Below are 22943 nucleotides of genomic sequence, written 5' to 3'. Positions count from 1 at the left end.
TTGTTCGCAGCCGGCGCTCAGTCCAGATGCGTCGGCGCGAACATCCGCAGCACGGCCGGGAGCAGGACCACCGAGGGACCGGGCGAGGCGAGTGCCTTCGCGAGGTCCTGTTCCAGGGTCTGAGGGGTCGTACGGACCCCGGGGACGCCGAAGGACTCCGCCAGGGCCACATAGTCCGGCCGGGTCAGTTCCGTCGCGGTCGCCTCGCCGAACGCGTCGCTCATGTACTCGCGCAGGATGCCGTAGCCGCCGTCGTCGACGATCAGCCAGGTGACGTTCAGGTCGTACTGGCGGGCCGTCGCCAGCTCGGCGATCGAGTACAGGGCGCCGCCGTCGCCGGAGACCGCGAGGACCGGCCGGGTCGGGTCGGCGGCCGCGGCGCCGAGTGCCGCGGGGAAGCCGTAGCCGAGGCCGCCCGCGCCCTGGGCGGAGTGCATGTGGTTGGGGCCCTTGGCGTCGAAGGCCGACCAGGCCCAGTACGCGAGGATCGTCATGTCCCAGAAGGACGGGGAGTCGGCGGGCAGCGCCCTGCGGACGGACGCCAGCACGTCCTGCTCCAGGGTGAGTTCCTGGGAGGCGATGCGCTCGGCGACCTTCCCGAGCACCTCGTGTACGCGCCCCGGAGCGTCCGGGTCACGGCGTTCGGACACCGTCTCCAGCAGTGCCTGCAGCGCGAGGCGGGCGTCCGCGTGGATGCCCAGGGCCGGGTGGTTGGACTCCAGCTTGCCGAGGTCGGCCTCGATCTGGATGACTCGGCCGCGCGGCTTGAACGTGTGGTAGTTCGAGGAGAGTTCGCCGAGCCCCGAGCCGACCACGAGGAGGACGTCCGCGTCCTCCAGGAAGTCCGTGGTGTGCCGGTCCTCGATCCAGGACTGGAGGGACAGCGGGTGCTTCCAGGGGAAGGCGCCCTTGCCGCCGGGGGTGGTGACGACCGGCGCCTGGAGCAGGTCGGCCAGCTGCTTCAGCTTGCCGGAGGCGTCCGCCCGTACGACTCCCCCGCCCGCGATGATCGCCGGGCGTTCGGCCTGGGACAGCAAGTGGGCCGCTACGGCGGTCAGTTCGGGGCGCGGCGGCAGCTCCTCGGGGAAGGCGTCGCCGCCCGTCACCACCGGGATCGCGGTCTCGGCGAGCAGCACGTCCTGCGGGATCTCCACCCACACCGGGCCGTGCGGGGCGGTCAGGGCCGATTTCCAGGCCGCCTCGATGGCGGACGGGATCTGCGACTGGGTGCGGACGGTGTGGACCGACTTGACGACGCCCCGGAACGAGGCCGCCTGGTCGGGCAGTTCGTGCAGGTAGCCGTGCCGGCCGCCGCCGAGGCCGGCGCTGGGGATCTGGCTGCCGATCGCGAGTACGGGCGCGGAGGCGGCCGCCGCCTCCTGGAGCGCGGCGAGGGAGGTGAGGGCTCCCGGCCCGGTCGACAGCAGCAGGGGCGCGGCCTCGCCGGTGATCCGGCCGTAGGCGTCGGCGGCGAACCCGGCGTTGTTCTCCACCCGCAGGCCGATGTACCTGAGGTCCGAGCGGCGCAGGGCGTCGAACATGCCGAGCGCGTGCTGGCCGGGCAGACCGAAGACGGTCGTCGCGCCCAGCCCGGCCAGCGTCTCCACGACCAGGTCCCCGCCGTTGCGGCCCGGTGGCGGGTTGAGGGCGGCCTCCGTCTGTGCGGGCGTCGGGCGGAGTACCAGGTCGTGGTCGTGAGTCACTTGGCTTCCGAGTCCTTCCGGGCCGCGGCGATCTGGCGGGACATGATCGTGGTCAGTTCGTAGGCCGTGTGGGAGGCGGCGACCGACGTGATCTCGGCGTGATCGTACGCGGGGGCCACCTCGACGACGTCGGCGGAGACCAGGTTGCAGGACGACAGCCCGCGCAGGATCTCCAGCAGTTCGCGCGAGGTCATGCCGCCGGCCTCGGGTGTGCCCGTGCCGGGCGCGTGGGCCGGGTCGAGGCAGTCGATGTCGATGGAGATGTACAGCGGCCGGTCGCCGATGCGCTGGCGGAGCTGGTCGGCGACCTCGTCGGCGCCGCGGCGGTAGACGTCCGCCGAGGTGACGATGCCGAAGCCCATCTTCTCGTCGTCGGTGAGGTCCTGCTTGCCGTAGAGCGGGCCGCGGGTGCCGACGTGGGACAGGGCGGAGGTGTCGAGGATGCCCTCCTCGACCGCGCGTCGGAAGGGGGTTCCGTGCGTGTACTCGGCGCCGAAGTAGGTGTCCCAGGTGTCGAGGTGGGCGTCGAAGTGGAGCAGGGCGACCGGGCCGTGCTTCTTCGCGACCGAGCGCAGCAGGGGCAGCGCGATGGTGTGGTCGCCGCCGAGGGTCATCATGCGGGCGCCGGTGCCGAGCAGGTCGTCGGCGGCGGCCTCGACGGTCTCCACGGCCTCGTTGATGTTGAACGGGTTGACGGCGATGTCGCCACCGTCCGCGACCTGCGCGAGGGCGAACGGGGAGGCGTCCTGCGCCGGGTTGTAGGGGCGCAGCAGCCGGGACGCCTCGCGGATCGCGTTGCCGCCGAAGCGGGCGCCCGGCCGGTACGAGACGCCCGAGTCGAAGGGCACGCCCACCACGGCGACATCGGCCCGTCCGCCGACCTCGTCCAGCCGCGGCAGCCGGGCGAAGGTCGCGGGGCCCGCGTACCGCGGAACGCGGGAGGAGTCGACGGGCCCGCGGGGAGTCTCGTTGCTGCTCATGAAGAAATGCCTTCTTTCCTACGCTTCATCGCGTATGTACTGCTTGCCTTATGACCTTACCGGGGAGTCGCGGCCGGTTCGGACGCGAGTTCGGACTCGGGTTCGGGTGCCCGTCCCGCGAGCCGCTCGCGCCAGGCGGTGAGGACGGCGGCGTCGGTGGCCGGGGTGGCGAAGGAGACGACCAGATAGGCGGCGAGCGAGGCGAGCAGACCGTAGTAGACGGGCTCGTTGGCGAGGATGCCGTAGATCGCCATCAGGCCGACGACCGCGAGTCCGCCGACGATGACGGAGGCGAGGGCGCCGTGGACCGTGCCCCGCTTCCAGACCAGTCCGCCGAGGATCGGCACGAGCAGGCCGCCGACGAGGAGGTTGTAGGCGACGGTCAGCGCCTCCACGACGTTGTCGATGGCGATGGCCGTGCAGATGACCGCGAGCCCCATGATCAGGATGAAGGCCCGGTTGCCCTTCACCTCGTCGTGGTCCTCCGCGTTCTCGGCGGCCGGTGCCTTGACGACGCCCCGCACCCGGGACCAGATGTCGTTGTTGGCGACGGTGGCGCAGGCGATCAGCGCGCCGGAGGACGTCGACATCACGGCGGCCAGGGCGGCGGCGAGCACCAGCCCTCGCACTCCGACGGGCAGCTCCTCCTTGACGATGGTCGCGAAGGCGTCGTCGGGGCTGGCGAGCTTCGGGTAGAGCACCTTGGCGGCGGTGCCGATGACGGCGCCGGCGAGGGCGTACGCGAGGCAGTAGGTACCGGCGACGGTGCCGCCCCACTTGGCGGTGGTGTCGCTGCGAGCGGTGAAGACGCGCTGCCAGATGTCCTGCCCGATGAGCATGCCGAAGGTGTAGATCAGCACGTAGGTGAAGATCGTCTCGCCGCCGATGCCGAGCGGGTCGAAGTACTCGGTGGGCAGCTTGGCCTTCATCTCGCTGAAGCCGCCGGCCTTCACCACGGCGATCGGCAGCAGCAGGAGCAGCACGCCGATGGTCTTCACGACGAACTGCACCATGTCCGTGAGGGTGATCGACCACATGCCGCCGAGGGTGGAGTACGCGACGACGATCGAGCCGCCGAGGACGATCGCGAGCGTGCGGTTCATGTCGAACAGGACGTCGAAGATCGTGGCGTACGCGATGGTCGAGGTCACCGCGAGCATGAGGGTGTACGCCCACATGACGAGACCGGAGATCACTCCGGCCCGGCCGCCATAGCGCAGGTCGAGCATCTCGGAGACGGTGTAGACCTTCAGCCGGGCGATGCGGGCGGAGAAGAAGACGGACAGGGCGAGCAGGCCGAGACCGATGGTGAAGACCATCCAGGCGCCGGAGAGGCCGTACTGGTAGCCGAGGCCCACACCGCCGATGGTGGAGGCGCCGCCGAGGACGATGGCCGCCATGGTGCCGGAGTACATGGCCGGGCCGAGCCTGCGGCCCGCCACCAGGAACTCGCTCTTGGAGCGGGCGCGGCGCATGCCCCACCAGCCCATGGCCAGCATTCCGGCCAGGTAGACGACGATCACGAGGTAGTCGACGGCCATGGGGCCTCCTTCGCGCACGCACAGGGCGCAGGGCTCGGTCGCGGGGGACGAGGTTGACGAGGACTGACACTAGGTGGCCGGAAAGCGACTGCGAAGTGTACGTTTCATCTATTCGAGCGGCCTTGACTGGAGGGAACGCACACCATGCCGGATCCGGCGGTCCCCCCGACACCTCCCGTCCTCCTCACGTCCCTGCTGGCCAGGGAGGACCTCTCCCTGCGCCGGATCGCCGGTCCGGAGGACGCCGGGACGGTCGTCCACTGGGTGCACACCTCGGAGATGGCGGACCCGTACCCGTATCTGCTGGGCGGGGAGCTGCTGCTCACGGCGGGCGTGCACATCCCGGAGGCGGCGGGGTCGGGTACGTACTTCGACGACTACGTGTCCCGGATCGTGGCGGCGGGCGGCGCGGCCCTCGGCTTCGGGGTGGCGCCGGTGCACGACACGGTGCCGAGGGCGCTGGTCGCGGCCTGCGAGACCCACGGCCTGCCGCTGCTTGAGGTGCCGCCGCAGACCACGTTCTCGGGCGTGGCCCGCGCGGTCTGGCAGCTCATGTCCCAGTCCCGCCTGGCCGAACTCCGCCGCGTCACCGAGGCCCAGCAGAGCCTCACCTCCGCCGCCTCCCGCCCCGACCCGGTCCCCTCGGTCCTCCGCCAGCTCGCCCAGCGGCTGGGCGGATGGGCGGTGCTGTACGGGCCGGAGGGAGCGGAGATCGCGGGGGCGGGGCGGAGGCCCGGGGATGAGGTGCGCGAGGCGTTGGCGGGGCTGGCTGAGGTCGTACGGCCGGACCGCCCCACGCCTCCGGTGGGTGCGGCATCGCAGACCGGCTCCACACCGCGTACGCACTCGACCGGGGCCCAGGCGAGTGAGCCGGAGGCGGCACCCTCCCGCTCGGCCCACGGCCCCGCCTTGCCGGCTGGCCGTCAGCCACCCACCGACCCCGGCCGCCCCTCCCCCTCCCCCACCTCCGCCACCGACACCGTCGCCGGCACGCACCTCGCCGCCTACGCGCTCGGTGCCGGGCGCGGGTTCGTGCTCGGGGTCGCGACGCCGCAGCGGGCGCCGGGGGATCACACCGTCGTGTCCGTTGCCGCCGTGCTGCTCTCCCTGCTCACCGGCGAGCAGCAGAGCGGCACCGGTGCCGCTCGTTCGTCCGCGCTGGTGCGGCTGCTGCTGGGCGCGGCGCCCGAGGAGGTCGCGCCGCTGCTCGGCGGTGAGCGGTGGGTGGTCGTGCAGGCCCGGCCGGACGGTACGGGCCCGGCGGACGCCGTCGCGGCCTCCGCGCTGGGTGCCGCGCTCGGTTCCGCCCTGGTCGACCCGGCGGGCGATGTCGTACGGGTCCTGGTCCCGGCCGACCGGGCACCGGCCCCGCTGCCCGGCTGGACCCTGGGCGTCAGCGCCGCCGTCGCCCCGCACGACTGGCCCGCCGCCGACACCCAGGCGGCCCGCGCCCTGGCCCGGGCCCGCGCCACCCGGACCCCGCTGCTGCGGCACGCCCCGCGCCCCGCCCTCGCCGACCTGGTCCCGCCCGACGAGGCGGCGGCCCACGCCCGTACCCTCCTCGCCCCCGTCACGGCACACCCCGCGCTCACCGAGACGCTGCGCACCTGGCTGTCCCTGCACGGCAGTTGGGACCGCACGGCCGTCGCCCTGTCCGTGCACCGCAACACCGTGCGCCAGCGCATCACCCGCTGCGCGACCCTGCTGGAGACGGACCTGGAGGACCCGGACGTACGGATGGAACTGTGGTTCGCGCTGCGGCACATCTGAGTACGTGAGCGGGGCCCTTCTGAGTACGTGACGCACGTCCCAGCGTGCGATACGCCAGGGACGCCCACAGGCGGCTGCTCCACAATGGTTGTCATGCCGATACCCGGGACACCCAGCCGCGCCGAACTCGTCGACCACCTCGTCAGGACGCGCATCGCGGGCGACGTCGCCACCCCCCGCGAGAACAACCTCTCCCACTACCGCAAGCTGGCGAACAACGACCGCCACTACTGGCTCGGCCTGGAACTCGGCGCCCGCTGGACCGACGAGCAGGACGTCCTCGCGGTGATGGCGGAACGGGTGGGCGTGAACGACGATCCCGAGCACCGGTACGGCCAGGACACCATCGACCCGGAGCTGACCGTCGCCGGGCTCGAGCGCATGGCCGGGCGGCTGCGCAAGGCGGCGGACGGGCAGCAGCGGGTGCTGTTCGCCACCGGCCATCCCGGCGGCCTGCTGGACGTGCACCGCGCGACCGCGTCGGCGCTGCGCGCGGCGGGCTGCGAGATCGTCGTCATCCCGGAGGGCCTGACGACCGAGGAGGGCTACGTCATGCAGTTCGCGGACGTGGCGGTGCTGGAGCACGGCGCCACCCTCTGGCACACCCACTCGGGCGAACCGATGAAGGCGATCCTGACCGCCATGGAGCGCGAGGGCCGCCCCCTGCCCGACCTGGTCGTAGCCGACCACGGCTGGGCGGGATACGCGGGACAGCACGGCGTCGACTCCGTCGGCTACGCCGACTGCAACGACCCGGCCCTCTTCATCGCCGAGGCCGAGGGCACCGTCCAGGTGACGGTGCCCCTCGACGACCACGTGGTCAGCCCGCGCCACTACGACCCGATGACGGCGTACCTGCTGGCGGAGGCGGGCCTCAGCTAGCGCTCTCGTCGCGCGGGACGCGGACCACGCCCTCCTGGATCACGGAGATGGCGAGACGCCCGTCCTGCGTGTAGATACGAGCCTGCCCCAGTCCCCGGCCGCCGTACGCGGACGGGGACTCCTGGTCGTACAGCAGCCACTCGTCCGCCCGGAACGGCCGGTGGAACCACATCGCGTGGTCCAGCGAGGCCCCGACCACGTCACCGACGGCCCAGCCGCCCCGCCCGTGCGCGAGCAGCACGGAGTCGAGCAGCGTCATGTCGGAGACGTAGGTGGCGAGGACGACGTGCAGCAGCGGCTCGTCGACCGCGCCGCCCAGCTTGCCGTTGGTGCGGAACCACACCTGCGAGTGCGGTTCGCGCGGCTCGCCGAACTTCCCGTACGGCGGCTCCTCGACGTACCGCAGATCGACGGCCGCCCGGGCCTCCGCGAACTTCTCCACGACGGCCGGGTCGATGTGGTCGTACCCGCGCAGCCGTTCCTCGCCGGTGGGCAGCGTGGCGGGGTCGGGCGCGGCCGGCATCGGCTCCTGGTGGTCCAGCCCGTCCTCGTACACCTGGAACGACGCCGAGAGATGGAAGATCGGCTTGCCGTGCTGGACGGCGACCACCCGGCGGGTGGTGAAGGAGCGGCCGTCGCGGATCCGGTCGACGGTGTAGACGATGGGCGCGCCGGGGTCCCCGGCGCGCAGGAAGTACGCGTGCAGGGAGTGCGCGGGCCGGTCCTCGGGGACCGTACGCCCGGCGGCGACGAGCGCCTGTGCCGCGACCTGCCCGCCGAAGACCCGGGGGACGACGGCGGACCGGGACCGGCCGCGGAAGATGTTCTCCTCGATCTGCTCGAGGTCGAGCAGATCGAGGAGATCCTGAAGTGCCTGGCTCATGAGATCTGTTGTACCGGCCGATGACGACAGTCGGTTTACAGGCCCATGTCCTTCGCGATGATCGACTTCATGATCTCGCTGGTGCCGCCGTAGATGCGGTTGACGCGGTTGTCCGCGTACAGGCGGGCGATCGGGTACTCGTTCATGAAGCCGTAGCCGCCGTGCAGCTGGAGGCAGCGGTCGATGACGCGGTGGGCGACCTCGGTGCAGAACAGCTTGGCGGAGGCGGCCTCGGCGGGCGTCAGCTCACCGGCGTCCAGGGCTTCGGTGGCGCGGTCGGCGACGGCCTCGGCGGCGTCCACCTCGGCCTGGCAGGCGGCCAGCTCGAACTTGGTGTTCTGGAAGGACGCGACCGTCTTGCCAAAGACGGTGCGGTCCTGGACGTACTGCTTGGCGAACCGCACGGCGGCCTTGGCCTGGGCGTAGGCGCCGAAGGCGATGCCCCAGCGCTCGGAGGCCAGGTTGTGGCCGAGGTAGTAGAAGCCCTTGTTCTCCTCGCCGAGGAGGTCCTCGACGGGCACCTTGACGTCGACGAACGCCAGCTCGGCGGTGTCGGAGGTCTTCAGGCCGAGCTTGTCCAGCTTGCGGCCGACGGAGTAGCCCTCGGACTTGGTGTCCACGGCGAAGAGGGAGATGCCGTGGCGGCGGTCGTCGGCCGTGGGCGCGGCGGTGCGGGCGCAGACGATCATGCGGTCGGCGTGGACGCCGCCGGTGATGAAGGTCTTGGCGCCGTTGAGGACGTAGTGGGTGCCGTCCTCGCTCAGCTTGGCGGTGGACTTCATGCCCGCGAGGTCGGAGCCGGTGCCCGGCTCGGTCATCGCGATGGCCCACATCTCCTCACCGGAGACGAACCTGGGCAGGAACCGCTTCTTCTGCTCGTCGGTGGCGAGCATCTTGATGTACGGCAGGGCGAGCAGCACGTGCACGCCGGAGCCGCCGAAGGCGACGCCCGCGCGAGCGGTCTCCTCGTACAGCACGGCCTCGAACTTGTGGCTCTCCAGGCCCGCGCCGCCGAACTCCTCGGGGACGTTGATGCCGAAGATGCCGAGCTCACCGAGCTGGTGGTAGAAGTCGCGCGGCGCCTGGCCGGCGGCGAACCACTCGTCGTACACCGGCACGACCTCGGCCTCGATGAAGGCGCGGATGGTCTCCCGGAACGCCTCGTGATCCTCGTTGAACACCGTACGGCGCACGCCGCCACCTCCACGGACCTCGGTATGTCTAAGCGCTTGCTCACCCCAAGATACCGGCGAGTATCAACCAGCGTCCAGGGTGGGGGTGGTAACGCTCGTCACGCCGACGGGAGCCCGGGCACGGGAGCCTGGGCAAGTGCGGGCCGTTACTCGCCGGCCGCCGCGAACGCCCCCCGCGCCATCCGGTGCAGCAGCTCCGCCACAGCCCCCCGCCCGGCCAGCGCACCGGCCCTGCCCAGGTGCGGCGTCGAGTTCAGCAGCCCGAACACCGAATGCACGGCCGACCGCGCGGCGGGCTCCGCCAGCCCCGGGTAGACCTCGCGGACCACACCCACCCAGAGCTCCACATACTGCCGCTGAAGCTGCCGGACCATCTTGCGGTCGCTGTCCCGGAGGCGGTCCAGCTCCCGGTCGTGCAGGGTGATCAGTGGACGGTCGTCGAGCGCGAAGTCGATATGCCCCTCGATCAGCGAGTCGAGGACCACCCCGGCCCCCACACCCCCGTCCGCCTCCGCCTCCGACAACCGCCGCTTCGCCCCGGTCAGCAACTGCCCGCTGATCCCCACCAGCAACTCCGCGAGCATCGCGTCCTTGCCCGCGAAGTGGCGGTACAGCCCGGGCCCGCTGATCCCCACCGCGGCGCCTATCTCATCGACCCCGACCCCATGGAAGCCCCGCTCGGCGAAGAGCCGGGCGGCCTCCTTGAGGATCTGCTCGCGGCGGGTGGGTGCGTCGGTCCTGGTTGCCATGAAAACAATTCTAGACAGGGAGGTTAGCGGTCGTTAACCTGAAGGAAATGCGTTAACGCTCATTAACAAGGTGAGGGGACCCGCAGGATGTACGAGGCACCGGAGCTCACGACCGCGGCGGACCCCGCGTCGGAGCCCTTTCGGGCCAACGAGGAGGCGCACCGCACCCTCGTCGACGAGCTGCGCGCCAAGCTCGCCCGAGCGGCCCAGGGCGGCGGCGAGAAGTCCCGCGCCCGCCACACCGCGCGCGGCAAGCTGCTCCCCCGCGACCGCGTCGACACCCTCCTCGACGCGGGCTCGCCCTTCCTGGAGCTGGCCCCGCTCGCGGCCGACGGGATGTACGAGGACCAGGCCCCGGCCGCCGGCGTCATCGCGGGCATCGGCCGGGTCAGCGGCCGCGAGACCGTGATCATCGCCAACGACGCCACGGTCAAGGGCGGCACGTATTACCCGATGACGGTGAAGAAGCACCTCCGCGCCCAGGAGGTCGCCCTCGACAACCGCCTCCCCTGTGTCTACCTCGTGGACTCCGGCGGCGCCTTCCTCCCCATGCAGGACGAGGTCTTCCCGGATCGCGACCACTTCGGCCGGATCTTCTACAACCAGGCCCGCATGTCCGGCGCCGGCATCCCCCAGATCGCCGCCGTCCTCGGCTCCTGCACGGCCGGCGGGGCGTACGTCCCGGCGATGAGCGACGAGGCGGTGATCGTCCGCGAGCAGGGCACGATCTTCCTGGGCGGCCCGCCCCTGGTGAAGGCGGCCACCGGCGAGGTCGTCACGGCGGAGGAGCTGGGCGGCGGCGAGGTCCACTCCCGTGTCTCGGGCGTCACCGACCACCTCGCGGAGAACGACGCGCACGCCCTGCGCATCGTCCGCACCATCGTCTCCACCCTCCCCGCGCGCGGGACGCTCCCCTGGGAGGTGACGGAGGCGACGGAACCCAAGGTCGACCCGCACAGCCTCTACGGCGCCGTCCCGGTCGACTCCCGCACCCCCTACGACGTCCGCGAGATCATCGCCCGGGTCGTCGACGGCTCCCGGTTCGCCGAGTTCAAGTCCGAGTTCGGCCAGACCCTGGTCACCGGCTTCGCCCGGATCCACGGCCACCCGGTGGGCATCGTCGCCAACAACGGCATCCTGTTCTCCGAGTCCGCCCAGAAGGGCGCCCACTTCATCGAGCTGTGCGACCAGCGCGGCATCCCCCTGGTCTTCCTCCAGAACATCTCCGGCTTCATGGTCGGCAAGGACTACGAGGCGGGCGGCATCGCCAAGCACGGCGCCAAGATGGTCACGGCGGTGGCGTGCACGCGCGTACCGAAGCTGACGGTCGTGGTCGGCGGCTCCTACGGCGCGGGCAACTACTCCATGTGCGGCAGGGCGTACTCCCCCCGCTTCCTGTGGATGTGGCCCAACGCCAAGATCTCCGTCATGGGCGGCGAGCAGGCCGCCTCGGTCCTCGCGACCGTCAAGCGCGACCAGCTGGAGGCGCGCGGCGAGTCCTGGCCGGCGGCGGACGAGGACGCCTTCAAGGCCCCGATCCGCGCCCAGTACGAGCGGCAGGGCAGCGCCTACTACGCGACGGCCCGCCTCTGGGACGACGGAGTGATCGACCCGCTGGACACCCGTCAGGTCCTGGGCCTGGCCCTGACCGCGTGCGCCAACGCGCCCCTGGGTGACCCCCAGTTCGGCGTCTTCCGGATGTGAGGGGACGGACGACGATGTTCGAGACAGTACTTGTGGCCAACCGGGGCGAGATCGCCGTACGCGTCATCCGTACGCTGCGGTCGATGGGCGTGCGCTCGGTGGCCGTCTTCTCCGACGCGGACGCCGACGCCCGGCACGTCCGCGAGGCGGACACGGCGGTCCGGATCGGCCCGGCCCCGGCGTCGGAGAGCTATCTGTCGGCGGAGCGCCTCCTGGAGGCCGCCGCCCGCACGGGCGCCCAGGCGGTCCACCCCGGCTACGGCTTCCTCGCCGAGAACGCCGCCTTCGCGCGGGCGTGCACCGAGGCCGGTCTGGTCTTCATCGGCCCTCCGGCGGACGCGATCTCCCTCATGGGCGACAAGATCCGCGCCAAGGAGACGGTCATGGCCGCCGGGGTCCCCGTGGTCCCCGGCGGACGCGACCCGGACCTGGCCGAGGCGGCCCGCGAGCTGGGCGCGCCCGTGCTGCTGAAGCCGAGCGCGGGCGGCGGCGGCAAGGGCATGCGCCTGGTGCGGGACCTGACCCGACTGGAGGAGGAGATCGCCTCGGCCCGCCGCGAGGCCCGCGCCTCCTTCGGCGACGACACCCTCCTGGTCGAACGCTGGATCGACCGCCCCCGCCACATCGAGATCCAGGTCCTGGCCGACGGACACGGCCATGTCGTGCACCTGGGCGAGCGCGAGTGCTCCCTCCAGCGCCGCCACCAGAAGATCATCGAGGAGGCCCCGAGCGTCCTCCTCGACGAGGAGACGCGGGCCGCGATGGGCGAGGCGGCGGTCCAGGCGGCCCGCTCCTGCGGCTACCGGGGCGCGGGCACGGTGGAGTTCATCGTCAACGGCGGCGACCCCTCGTCGTACTACTTCATGGAGATGAACACCCGCCTCCAGGTGGAACACCCGGTCACCGAGCTGATCACCGGCCTGGACCTGGTCGAGTGGCAGCTGCGGGTGGCGGCCGGCGAGCCTCTCGGTTTCGCCCAGGAGGACGTGACCCTGACCGGTCACGCGGTGGAGGCCCGTATCTGCGCCGAGGACCCGGCCCGCGGCTTCCTCCCCTCCGGCGGCACGGTCCTGCGCCTGCGCGAACCACAGGGCGACGGCATCCGCACCGACTCGGGCCTCACCGAGGGCACGGAGGTCGGCAGCCTCTACGACCCGATGCTCTCCAAGGTCATCGCGTACGGCCCCGACCGCGCGACCGCCCTGCGCAAGCTCCGCTCGGCCCTGGCGGAGACGGTCACGCTCGGCGTGCAGACGAACGCCGGGTTCCTGCGCCGCCTGCTCGCCCACCCGGCGGTCATCGCGGGCGACCTGGACACGGGCCTGGTCGAGCGCGAGGTCGAGGGGCTGATCCCCACGGACGTACCGGAGGAGGTCTACGAGGCGGCGGCGGCCGTACGCCTGGAGGCGCTGACACCCGAACCCGGCGGCTGGACGGACCCCTTCTCGGTCCCGTCCGGCTGGCGCCTGGGCGGCAAGCCGAAGCCACCGGCCTTCCACCTGAGGGTGCAGGAGGAGCTGGAGTACACCCCACGCGGCACCGCCGCGGTCACCGGCGACCACGTCGCGGTCACCCTGGACGGCGTCCGCCACACCTTCCACCGTGCCGCCGACTGGCTCGGCCGCGACGGCGACGCCTGGCACGTGCGCGACCACGACCCGGTGGCGGCGTCGCTCAGCCGCGCGGCCCACGCGGGCGCCGACTCCCTCACCGCGCCCATGCCCGGCACGGTGACGGTGGTGAAGGTCGCCGTCGGCGACGAGGTGACGGCGGGCCAGAGCCTGCTGGTCGTGGAGGCGATGAAGATGGAGCACGTCATCTCCGCCCCGCACGCCGGCAAGGTCACGGAGCTGGACGTGGCGCCGGGCTCGACGGTCGCCATGGACCAGGTCCTGGCGGTCATCGCACCCCACGAGGAGGCGGAGTGATGACAGCCCACGGTCTCCCCATGGCGGTCCCCGCCGAGGACCTCCCCTCCCGCGTCCGCATCCACGAGGTGGGCGCCCGCGACGGCCTGCAGAACGAGAAGGCGACGGTCCCCACGGAGATCAAGGCGGAGTTCATCCACCGCCTGGCCGACGCGGGCCTGTCGACGATCGAGGCGACGAGCTTCGTCCACCCCAAGTGGGTGCCCCAACTGGCGGACGCGGAACAGCTGTTCCCTCTGCTCGGCGATCTCGACGCCGCCCTCCCGGTCCTGGTCCCGAACGAACGCGGCCTGGACCGCGCCCTGGCCCTGGGCGCCCGCCGGATCGCGGTCTTCGCCAGCGCCACGGAGTCCTTCGCCAAGGCCAACCTCAACCGCACGGTGGACGAGGCCCTGGCGATGTTCGACCCGGTCGTCACCCGCGCCAAGGCGGAGGGGGCCCAGGTCCGCGGCTACCTCTCCATGTGCTTCGGCGACCCCTGGGAGGGCGCGGTCCCGATCCCCCAGGTGGTGAAGGTCTGCAAGGCCCTGACGGACATGGGCTGCGACGAGCTGAGCCTGGGCGACACCATCGGAGTGGCGACCCCCGGCCACGTGGTCGCCCTCCTCGCGGCGCTGGACGAGGCGGGCATCCCGCCCACCGCCCTCGCCGTCCACTTCCACGACACCTACGGCCAGGCCCTCTCCAATACCCTCGCGGCGCTCCAGCAGGGCGTGACGACCATCGACGCCTCCGCGGGCGGCCTGGGCGGCTGCCCCTACGCGAAGTCGGCGACCGGCAACCTCGCCACCGAAGACCTCGTATGGATGCTGCGGGGCCTCGGCATCGACACCGGAATCGACCTCGGCCGCCTCGTCGCCACGAGCGCGTGGATGGCCACCCACCTGGGCCGACCCAGCCCGTCCCGCACCGTCCGAGCCCTGTCCCACGAGGACCTCGTGGACATCGAGGAGCACTGATCACGATGGATTACCGTCTCTCCCCCGAGCTGGAGGAACTCCGCCGCACGGTCGAGGAGTTCGCGCACGAGGTGGTGGCGCCGAAGATCGGCGACTTCTACGAGCGGCACGAGTTCCCGTACGAGATCGTGCGCGAGATGGGCCGCATGGGCCTGTTCGGCCTGCCGTTCCCCGAGGAGTACGGCGGCATGGGCGGCGACTACCTCGCGCTGGGCGTGGCCCTGGAGGAACTGGCGAGGGTCGACTCCTCGGTCGCGATCACGCTCGAAGCCGGAGTCTCGCTCGGCGCGATGCCGGTCTACCGCTACGGCACGGAAGCCCAGAAGCGCGAGTGGCTCCCCCGCCTCTGCTCGGGCGAACTCCTGGGCGCGTTCGGCCTGACGGAACCGGACGGCGGCAGCGACGCGGGCGCGACCCGGACGACGGCCCGCCTGGACTCTTCCACGAACGAGTGGGTGATCAACGGCACGAAGTGCTTCATCACCAACTCGGGCACCGACATCACGGGCCTGGTGACGGTCACGGCGGTCACCGGCCGCTCCCCGGACGGCAAACCGCACATCTCCTCGATCATCGTCCCGTCGGGCACCCCCGGCTTCACGGTCGCGGCCCCGTACTCCAAGGTCGGCTGGAACGCCTCGGACACCCGCGAGCTGTCCTTCTCGGACGTCCGCGTCCCGGCCGCCAACCTCCTGGGCGAGGAGGGCCGCGGCTACGCCCAGTTCCTCCGCATCCTCGACGAGGGCCGCATCGCCATCGCGGCCCTGGCGACGGGTCTGGCGCAGGGCTGCGTGGACGAGTCGGTCAAGTACGCCAAGGAACGCCACGCCTTCGGCAAGCCCATCGCCGCCAACCAGGCCATCCAGTTCAAGATCGCCGACATGGAGATGAAGGCCCACACGTCCCGCCTCGCCTGGCGCGACGCGGCAGCCCGCCTGGTGTCCGGCGACCCCTTCAAGAAGGAAGCCGCCCTCGCGAAGCTCCACTCCTCGACGGCTGCGGTGGACAACGCCCGCGAAGCCACCCAGATCCACGGCGGCTACGGCTTCATGAACGAGTACCCGGTCGCCCGCATGTGGCGCGACTCCAAGATCCTGGAGATCGGCGAGGGCACGAGCGAGGTCCAGCGGATGCTGATCGCCCGGGAGTTGGGGTTGGTTGGCTGACACCAGCCGGTTGGCGTCAACTACTGCTGTCACCCCATGCAGAAGCCCCGTCAGGACACACCTGACGGGGCTTCAACTTTGCAGTTCGGAATGGCGCGGGAAGGTCGGCATCCCCTAGGGGAACGACGCCCTCACGCCGCATGCGAGAAACTGGCGAACCCCCGAATATAGCCTCGCCCGTTCATGCGGGCGTCAAGAAGCTACTTACCTTCCCCCTTCAGCAAGATCTGAACCTTTGACGGAAATTGCGAATCATCCACCATTACCGAACAGATCACGGACCCACGGAATCCCGCGAATTGCATTCGGGCATATTCGTTCGGGTCGTGCAATACGAGCCACCCGGACGGGCATGGGAGTGTCACCTCAAAGAGGTTCGCAGGGAGTACCGCAGACGGATCCGACTTCCATACCTCGCATTCGACAGGACCGTCGACACCGGCCTGAACGCCGAAGATGAGTGAACTGCCCTCTCGATACCAGCTGCTCGACACCGGGTCCCAGTCGCTGACGTCATCGTCACTTCCCGCATCCCGCAAGATCAGGCATCCGTGCTCGATTTTTGCCAGGAATGCAACCACAGGGCTATTAGCTACCATTCCTTCTTGCTCTTTCCTTGTGAAAGTTGTGAGACGACCCCGCCCTGCCGCCTAGCGCAGGGCAGGCAGTGAGGATACGCCGTCTGAGGAGATCCTGGATCGACGAGACTAGACGGCGGCTGGTGATCTGGAATCCAGTCCCCGTCCTTGGTGCCGGGGGTCGCGGCATCGCAAGTGTGACAGCCGTGCTTATTTCCGGATTCATTGATCAGATCTCGAACGCCATCGGCTTCAATGTCACCGTTCTCCAGACCTACTCCCTCTCGGGCATTTGGGCCAGCGCCCAGCGTCAGATCGCACTTCTGACCTGGCGTTGCATTGTGAGCGAGAACCGGCGTCTCGCCCGCCAGCACATAGTACGTGTGCAAGTCGCTGACGGTGAGGTTGTGAACCGTGGCCGAACCGGCGGTCCACCGCTCCACGGAAGTGACCTGGACACGCATCCCCGCGCCGGTCCGCAGCCCTTCCCCCGCCTTCAGATCAGTGGCGTCGACCCACTCCCCCAGCTCAGGCACCCAGAACGGATGGCCACCAGTCGCCGTGAGCGAAGGCGTCTTCGCGCCCCTCTTGCCGTCGACGTCCACCGTGATCTCGACGAGGTGTTTGAGGCCCTTGCCCTTGATCTCGGCTGTGACCGTCTCGACCTTGGTCTCGCCCGTCTTCGGGTCGGTCGCCAGGACCTTGTCGCCGATGTCGACGTCCTTGATCTTCTTGGCGGAGCCGTCGGCCATCAACACCTTGGTATCGGGCGTGAAGCTGTTGCAGCCCACGGCCTCCGTCGCCTCGTCGGCCGCCTTGCTGCTCTTGCGCCAGTCCTGGAAGCTGTCCCACAGTCTGCGGCTCAGGCCCCCGATCCGTTTGATCAAGGCCCAGGCCTTGTCCATCTTGTTCCAGTACTTCGCGGCCAGCCGTGCCAGCGGTCCGCCGGCCACGAGTGACGACACCACGTTGAGGGCCGTGGCCCCGCAGGAGCCCAACGCCCCCGTGGTGAAGCAGTCCAGCGCGTCCGTGATGCCCAGCTCGTCCGCGACGATCTTCGCCAGTTCCTTGGCGACGGCGATCGCCCGCTGCTTGGCCGCGTCCACCCGCGCCTTCTGCTGGCGCGCCCGGTGCTGCGCCGGCGACTCCTTCGGCTTCTTGACGCCGTAGTACGTGTAGTAGGTGTCGGTCGCCTTGACTTCCCACCCGCCGTCACGCTCCAGGGTGCAGGTGATGCCGACGTTCACGCAGTCGTCGGGCTTCAGGCCGCTCGGGTCGGAGAAGGTGACCGGGTTGTTGTTGCTGTACGAGTAGCCGTTGATCTGCTGCGGATCGGTGTAGTCGATGATCGGGTCCGCCGAGATGAAGCGGCCCGTGTCGGAGTCGTATTCACGCGCCCCGAGGGTGGTCAGGCCCGTGGACTTCTGGACCGTGCCGCCGACGAAGCCCTTGTCGTTCACCCAGGCCGGAGACGAGGACGACGACGTGGACTCGTCACGGGCGTTCCCGAAGGGGTCCGTGCGGCGGCGCGTCGTCTCACCGGTCTTGGCGTTGATCGCCAGTTGGGCCGTTCCCTGGTGGTCCGACGCCAGGAAGTGGACACCGGACGCATCGCGCATGGCTATCTGCATGGCGCCGAACGCGTAGTAGCGGGTCGTCGTCACCTTGGACGTCGACTTGTCCAGGTGTAGCTCCATGCCCGGCAGGTAGAACGTCTTCTCCTTGGAGGTGTCCCGGAGAATCCGCTCGCCCGACGCGTCGTACCTGTACTGCGTCACCGTGCCGTCGGCGTTGGTGACCTTGGTGAGCTCACCCTGCTTGTCCCAGTCCAGAGACTGGGTGTCCCCGTTGAGAACTCGGGTCTTGGTGTTGCCGGTTACGTCGTAGGTATAGGTGTCTTGGGACGTGACCTCGGGCGTCGTGCTCGTTGCCGCCGTCTTCTCCACAACCGACGACACCGTGTGCGGACCGGAGTTCGTGCCATTGGGACCGGACTTCTCGCCGTACGTGTAAGTCCGGGTCGAGGTCGGGGCCCCGTTCAGGCCGTGCCGCGTCTCGCTCTTCCTGTTGCCGATCGCGTCGTAGCCGTACTCGGTCCAGTACGGCGACACTCCGCCGACCGTCGAGGACGACGCCTCCGGCGTACAGGCCGCATCCGCACTGCCGGTGCCCCTGGACCCGTTGGGCGACACCGACGAGGTCCACGCGTCGGTCAGACGCCGCAGGCCGTCGTACCGGAAGCACTGCACGTCGCTCGTGCCACTGCTGGGCGTGTCCGCGATCGAGAGGACGTCGCCGACGGAGTTGTAGGTGAAGTCCGCGTCGTATGCGGCGCTCGCCGCGCCCTCCACCCTGACGCTCGCGTTGGCCAGGCGGTGCGTACCCGCCTCGAACGTGTTGTTGAGCCAGGTCTTCTTGGCGGTGGACTCCCCCGTGGACAGTTCCACCTGTTCCAGGTCGGACGTCGGCGAGTACGAGACGTCGGTCACGTACTTGAGACCGCCCAGCGAGGTGTTGAGACCCGTCGGCCGCTGCAGCTCGTCGTACGAGTAGCCGAGGGCTTCCGCAGGCAGGTCACCCGCCGCCGGCAGACCCTGCCCCAGCACCGTCCCGTCGTCGTTGTACTGGGCGGTGAACTCGTAGGTCCCTCCCAGCTGCGGCTCGGCCGTCTTCGACAGGAAGTACTTCGTCGACACCGGCTTGTAGTCGTTGTTCGCGTCGAGGGTCGGATAGGTGACCGACGAGTGGACCGCGCCGTCCTTGTAGCTGTAGACGCCGTACAGCTCACCCTTGGCGGCGGTGTCGTACTTCGTCACCGACAGCTTCGTACCCGTATCCGGCTCACCCTGCCAGGTGGATTCCGGACGCCCCAGGTTGTCGTACTTGGTGGACGTCTTGTTGCCGTTTACGGTCACCGACTTCTGGCGGTCCAGGGCGTCGTAGGTGAACTCCGCCGTGCCCGTGTCCGGGTCGACCGCCTTCTTCTTACGACCCAGCTGGTCGTAGGTGTAGGTCCACGCGTTCCCGGCGTCGTCCGTCACCTTCTGCAGCTGACCGGCCGGGGTGTAGCCGTAGGACGTGGTGACTGCGTCCCCGCCTCGGGGGTACTGGATCTGGGTCGTGGTGTGGTCCCGGGCGTCCTTCACCACCGTCGTCTTCGTGCCACCCGTCGGCGGGGTCGTGGTGACCCGGTCACCGCCGTGGACGTACGAGGTGCGGTATTTCTCCTCTCCCTGCACGTTGAAGATGGAGGCGATGACCCTTCCGGCCCCGTCGTACTCGGTCACTGTCTGACCCGTGAGGTCGGCGTTGACCGGATTGAAGAGCTGGGACGACGGGGCACCGGCCGCGTAATAGGTGTCGTTGACCTGTACCACTCGGTTGGAGCCGTCATAGAGGGTGTCGGCGACCATGCGGCCGCCTCCCGGTCCCTCGGTCTGCTCCTGCCGGGGCCGCAGCAGACCGTCGTACAGCGTCCATTCACTGCCGTACGACTGACCGCCCTTCTCGATCTTCTGGGTGTGCACAGCGGTCGGGCCGGCGCTTCCGCGCACCAGGTACTGGTACTTGATCGACGCGCTCGCGCCGATGCGGTCCGGAAGCCAGACCGACGTCAGGCGGCCCAGCCCGTCGTAGGCGAGTTCGGTGCGCCGGTTGTTCTGGTCGACCTTGGCGGTCGGCACGCCCCACTGCGGCGCGTACTCGGTGGTTGCCGTCCAGCCCGCCCTGTTGGTCACCACCGACTTCGTGGCCAGTCCGTACGTTTCGGCGTACGTCGTCGACGTGGCGTACTCCGTAGGGGACGAGGCCGTCTCGGCGTCCTTCACCACCAGCGGACGACCGAAGTCGTCGTATGTCGAAACGGCGGTCGTCTGGTAGGTGGCAGTCGTCCCGCTGTGCGATTCCAGGCGCTTGGTCGTGGTGGCGTCGCCCTTGGTGGGGGCCGCGCCCAGCGTGGTGGAGTCGTCGTAGAAGGTCAGGTCGTCGGAGATGACCTGGGTGCGGCGGTCGGGGGTCACGCCGCACTCGACACTGACCTTCTCCACACGCGACACGTACGCGTACATGTGCCGGCTCTCGCTGTCCGCGTACTCGGTGCGAACACACTGGTTGTCGGCGACACCGACCTCGCCGTAGTCGTCGACCTGGCGGACCCGGCCGGTCTTCGAGTCGTACTGCGTGGTGGCCCTCGTGCGACGCCAGCCGCCGATCGCGAGCGTCGCGTAGGTGTCGGTCGCGCCGTTCGCGACGTAGCGAGCCCTGCGCGTGCCCCAGTCCTTGGTACTCGTGGCCGTCACCGCGGTCCACGGCACCGCCACCGACTTCTCCGTGACAGCGGCGCCGTCGTAGGTGAGGGTCTCGAGTTCCTGACCGGCCTTCCACTCCGTGTCCTCGTACGAGGTCCCGTTCGAGTCGGTCACCGATGCGGAGCGCGTGGCACCGCTGGCGTTGACGTCACCGTGAAGCCCGCGGAAGAAGACGTGCTCGGTCTTCGTGTTGGACGGGGAGTTGGTGCCGTTCGAGGTGACGACGCGCACCTTGCCGTAGCCGCGCCAATCACCCCAGGTACGGTATTCCGCCTTGGTAAGACCGTCGGCCTTGCTCTTGCGCCAGCCCGCGTCTCCGACGTAGGTGTACGACGTGATCCGATCGTCGTTACCGCCGGTCAGGTCGGTCTCGGTCACGGACTCGACGACGTACTTGTGGAACCAGTCGAGGATCGGGTCCTCTTCGCCCGGCGGATTCCATTTCACCGGGAAGCAGCGCCTGGTCGAGGAGTCCTCGGCGGGCAGGTTCGTCGTCGTGCACTCGTTGGGCGCGTAGTTGACGCTCAGTGCGCCGCCCGTCTCGTTCTCCACTCCTGACAGGCGGAAGCGATGAAAGGGTTGGATGTTGTCGCCGAGCTTGTCGACCCGGTTGGGGAGTTGCTTGCCGTAGAGCTTCACGGACGGGACGGACGCGTCCGTGCCGACCTTGCCGGTGTGGTCGATGCCGTCGAGCCACAGCGACTTGGAGCCGTCACCGTTGTCGGTGAAGATGTGGGCGAAGCTCCACTCGTCGACCGGGCTGTAGGTGGCGTCACCTGTGCGGATCTGCGTGGTGACCTTCGTCAGCTTCTTACGGGTCCAGAAGGTGGGCGAGTTCTGGCCCGCGCATTTGGTGCTCGCCTTGCAATTCTGGTCCCAGGGCACGTCCGGCCACCGGGTGGCCGTGGCGTCCGTGAGGTCCCCGGGCTCGCAGTCTGTCGGCGCGCCGACGCAGCGTTCCGCGGGGGTGAAGACGACCTGAGCCGCGGGCTTGGTCGAGTACACCTTGTCCTTGCGCTGGCCGTAGTCGACGCGCTTGAGGTAGCCGCCGCGGATGTACGGCTTGCCGTTCTCGCCCGTCTTGAGGCCCTGCGTGTAGTGGTTCGTCTCCTTTCCGTAGAAGTACGACATGACGTTGCCGTGCGGATCGATGACGTGGTCGAGGTTCCAGCGCCAGGCCTGGGAGCAGTAGGCATCGGCGAACGTGGCCTTGTGGCAGGGCTCCCCGGAGTCGTCGCCGTACACCGGGACGGTCCAGGTGGAGTCGGTCTCCTCGTTGCCGGCCGCGTAACCCGGCAGCCGGTTCTGGCCGAAGAAGTACTGGGTGCCGTCAGTGGTGGTGAGCTTCCAATACTCGCCGTTGTCGTCACCGTTGTTGGTGTCGGTCAGGCGCTCGATCTTGGAGTTGTCGTCGTTGGTGAGTCGCCACTGGCCTGTGGCATCGTCCTTCACGAGCTCACCGGACGTGCCGCCTGCCAGGGCGAGGGTGGCGTTGTCGAACGCCCAGCACTGGTCGCCGTAGGTGTCGTCACGACCGTCGTCGGCGCAGGGCTTGTACCGGCGCTCGATGTAACCGGGCTCGTAGGAGAAGCCCTGTCCGACCCACGAACCCTGGTTGTTGGTCGTCGCCGTCTGCCCGTCGATGGACTGGGAGTTGTATCCCAGACCGACACTGGGCCGCAGCCCGCCGGGCACAGGAGGCATCGTCAGCGGGTACGTCCAGGTGAAAGCACCCGACCTGGTGTCGACACCCCACTCGGACGACGCGGAGAGACCGGTCGCCTTGTAGTCGCCGCCGTCGCCTCCGCTGCTCGCGGTGGCCGCCAGTACGGTGGCGGAGGTAGTGGCCGACTGCGCCTCGAGAAGCTGGGGGGCTGCCCCGGAGGTATCGCCGGCGGCACTCACAGTCGCCGTCAGCGTCTCCTTCGCCGCGTTGTTGTTGCTCTCCAGAGGGATCGGTGTCGAGCAGCTTTTCTGCTTCGGGGTCGTCAGCACGCAAGCCGGGTACTGGACGAGACGGAGACGGGAGCCGTAGCCGCCTCCGTAGGCTTCGGCGAAGCCGGAGTAGTCCAGCGTGACCCGAGCGCCGCCCCTGGCTGCTTCACCGTCGGTGCGGGACACGGTGAACAGGACGCCATCAATACCGGCAGCCTTGGCGGCCTTGCGGTCGAGCACCTCGACGCGGACAGCTTCTGCGGCCTTCCTGCCCCCGGCAGCCTGAGCCTTCAAAGGCAGCCCAGCGGCCTTGGCGGCCCGGTCAGACAGCTCGATCTCGGCGCTTGCGGCCTTGGGCCAGCGAACCTCGCCGGGCCGCCTGACCGCCGCCTTCTCAGCCGAATCGGTCTTCCTGAATGCCTTCGGCTTGGAATTCTTGCCGCGAACCGGATCGTCCAGGTCCGTCTGCGCCTTGGGCCTCTTCATGCCCTCGTCGGCCACGGCTTCGGGGGCGTTCGGCGGAAGCAGGCCTATCGACAACGCCAGGCCGAGCAGCACCGCCGCACCGCGACGGCCGCTGCGCCAGGCCGGTCTCGCGGACCGGAACCATGGGGGCGAGGACATGACATCTCCATGAGTGATCGGGGGATGCAGGGGGAGCAAGA

General features: G+C 69.7%; 13 protein-coding genes. 6 read left to right on the top strand and 7 right to left on the bottom strand.

Annotated elements, in window-relative coordinates; translation table 11 throughout:
- Nucleotides 1-17: 17 nt before the first annotated feature.
- The 3 genes from ACFT4A_RS25020 to ACFT4A_RS25010 are packed head-to-tail and all read right to left on the bottom strand — an operon-like array spanning nt 18 to nt 4224.
- A complete protein-coding gene (locus ACFT4A_RS25020; RefSeq protein ID WP_382833605.1) occupies nt 18-1703 on the bottom strand; it encodes a thiamine pyrophosphate-binding protein in 1686 nt (561 codons plus the stop codon).
- Nucleotides 1700-2683: an agmatinase gene (gene speB / locus ACFT4A_RS25015; protein WP_215121222.1), complete on the bottom strand. Its 984-nt coding sequence runs from the start codon at nt 2681-2683 to the stop codon at nt 1700-1702. The genes ACFT4A_RS25020 and speB overlap by 4 nt, the downstream gene beginning before the upstream one ends.
- A gap of 56 nt (nt 2684-2739) precedes the next feature.
- A complete protein-coding gene (locus tag ACFT4A_RS25010; RefSeq protein WP_382833602.1) occupies nt 2740-4224 on the bottom strand; it encodes a sodium:solute symporter in 1485 nt (494 codons plus the stop codon).
- A gap of 144 nt (nt 4225-4368) precedes the next feature.
- Here ACFT4A_RS25010 and ACFT4A_RS25005 point away from each other — a divergent pair, with 144 nt between their 5' ends.
- Nucleotides 4369-5994 (top strand): PucR family transcriptional regulator ligand-binding domain-containing protein, encoded by a 1626-nt coding sequence (locus tag ACFT4A_RS25005; protein ID WP_382833599.1) that lies wholly within the window; start codon nt 4369-4371, stop codon nt 5992-5994.
- Nucleotides 5995-6087: 93 nt separating this feature from the next.
- A complete protein-coding gene (locus tag ACFT4A_RS25000) occupies nt 6088-6876 on the top strand; it encodes a phosphatase (RefSeq protein WP_193478221.1) in 789 nt (262 codons plus the stop codon).
- Here the strand turns inward: ACFT4A_RS25000 and ACFT4A_RS24995 are convergent.
- The 3 genes from ACFT4A_RS24995 to ACFT4A_RS24985 all read right to left on the bottom strand — a co-directional run bounded on the left by ACFT4A_RS24995 (nt 6869) and on the right by ACFT4A_RS24985 (nt 9701).
- Nucleotides 6869-7759, bottom strand: coding sequence for an acyl-CoA thioesterase (locus tag ACFT4A_RS24995; RefSeq protein ID WP_382833595.1), 891 nt, complete (start codon nt 7757-7759; stop codon nt 6869-6871). The genes ACFT4A_RS25000 and ACFT4A_RS24995 overlap by 8 nt on opposite strands.
- 35 nt (nt 7760-7794) lie before the next feature.
- The gene (locus tag ACFT4A_RS24990; RefSeq protein ID WP_382833592.1) at nt 7795-8952 is read right to left on the bottom strand and encodes an acyl-CoA dehydrogenase family protein; all 1158 of its coding nucleotides are present in this window, start codon (nt 8950-8952) and stop codon (nt 7795-7797) included.
- Nucleotides 8953-9098: 146 nt separating this feature from the next.
- Nucleotides 9099-9701 (bottom strand): TetR/AcrR family transcriptional regulator, encoded by a 603-nt coding sequence (locus ACFT4A_RS24985; protein ID WP_376388238.1) that lies wholly within the window; start codon nt 9699-9701, stop codon nt 9099-9101.
- 87 nt (nt 9702-9788) lie between these two features.
- On the opposite strand from ACFT4A_RS24985, the gene ACFT4A_RS24980 reads away from it, so the two are divergent.
- The 4 genes from ACFT4A_RS24980 to ACFT4A_RS24965 are packed head-to-tail and all read left to right on the top strand — an operon-like array spanning nt 9789 to nt 15458.
- Nucleotides 9789-11405 (top strand): carboxyl transferase domain-containing protein, encoded by a 1617-nt coding sequence (locus tag ACFT4A_RS24980; protein ID WP_382833589.1) that lies wholly within the window; start codon nt 9789-9791, stop codon nt 11403-11405.
- A gap of 14 nt (nt 11406-11419) precedes the next feature.
- A complete protein-coding gene (locus ACFT4A_RS24975; protein ID WP_382833586.1) occupies nt 11420-13333 on the top strand; it encodes a biotin carboxylase N-terminal domain-containing protein in 1914 nt (637 codons plus the stop codon).
- Nucleotides 13333-14292, top strand: coding sequence for a hydroxymethylglutaryl-CoA lyase (locus tag ACFT4A_RS24970; RefSeq protein WP_382833583.1), 960 nt, complete (start codon nt 13333-13335; stop codon nt 14290-14292). The genes ACFT4A_RS24975 and ACFT4A_RS24970 overlap by 1 nt, the downstream gene beginning before the upstream one ends.
- A 5-nt stretch (nt 14293-14297) precedes the next feature.
- Nucleotides 14298-15458 carry an acyl-CoA dehydrogenase family protein gene (locus ACFT4A_RS24965; RefSeq protein WP_382833581.1) on the top strand — a complete coding sequence of 387 codons (1161 nt, stop codon included), beginning with the start codon at nt 14298-14300 and terminating at the stop codon, nt 15456-15458.
- A gap of 592 nt (nt 15459-16050) precedes the next feature.
- Here the strand turns inward: ACFT4A_RS24965 and ACFT4A_RS24960 are convergent.
- On the bottom strand, nt 16051-22902 hold the full coding sequence (locus tag ACFT4A_RS24960; protein ID WP_382833578.1) for an RHS repeat-associated core domain-containing protein: 6852 nt from the start codon (nt 22900-22902) through the stop codon (nt 16051-16053).
- Nucleotides 22903-22943: the final 41 nt, after the last annotated feature.

Source organism: Streptomyces sp. NPDC057099 (assembly GCF_042671245.1).
GTDB lineage: Bacteria > Actinomycetota > Actinomycetes > Streptomycetales > Streptomycetaceae > Streptomyces > Streptomyces purpurascens.
This window is presented reverse-complemented; position numbering and strand designations above follow the sequence as displayed.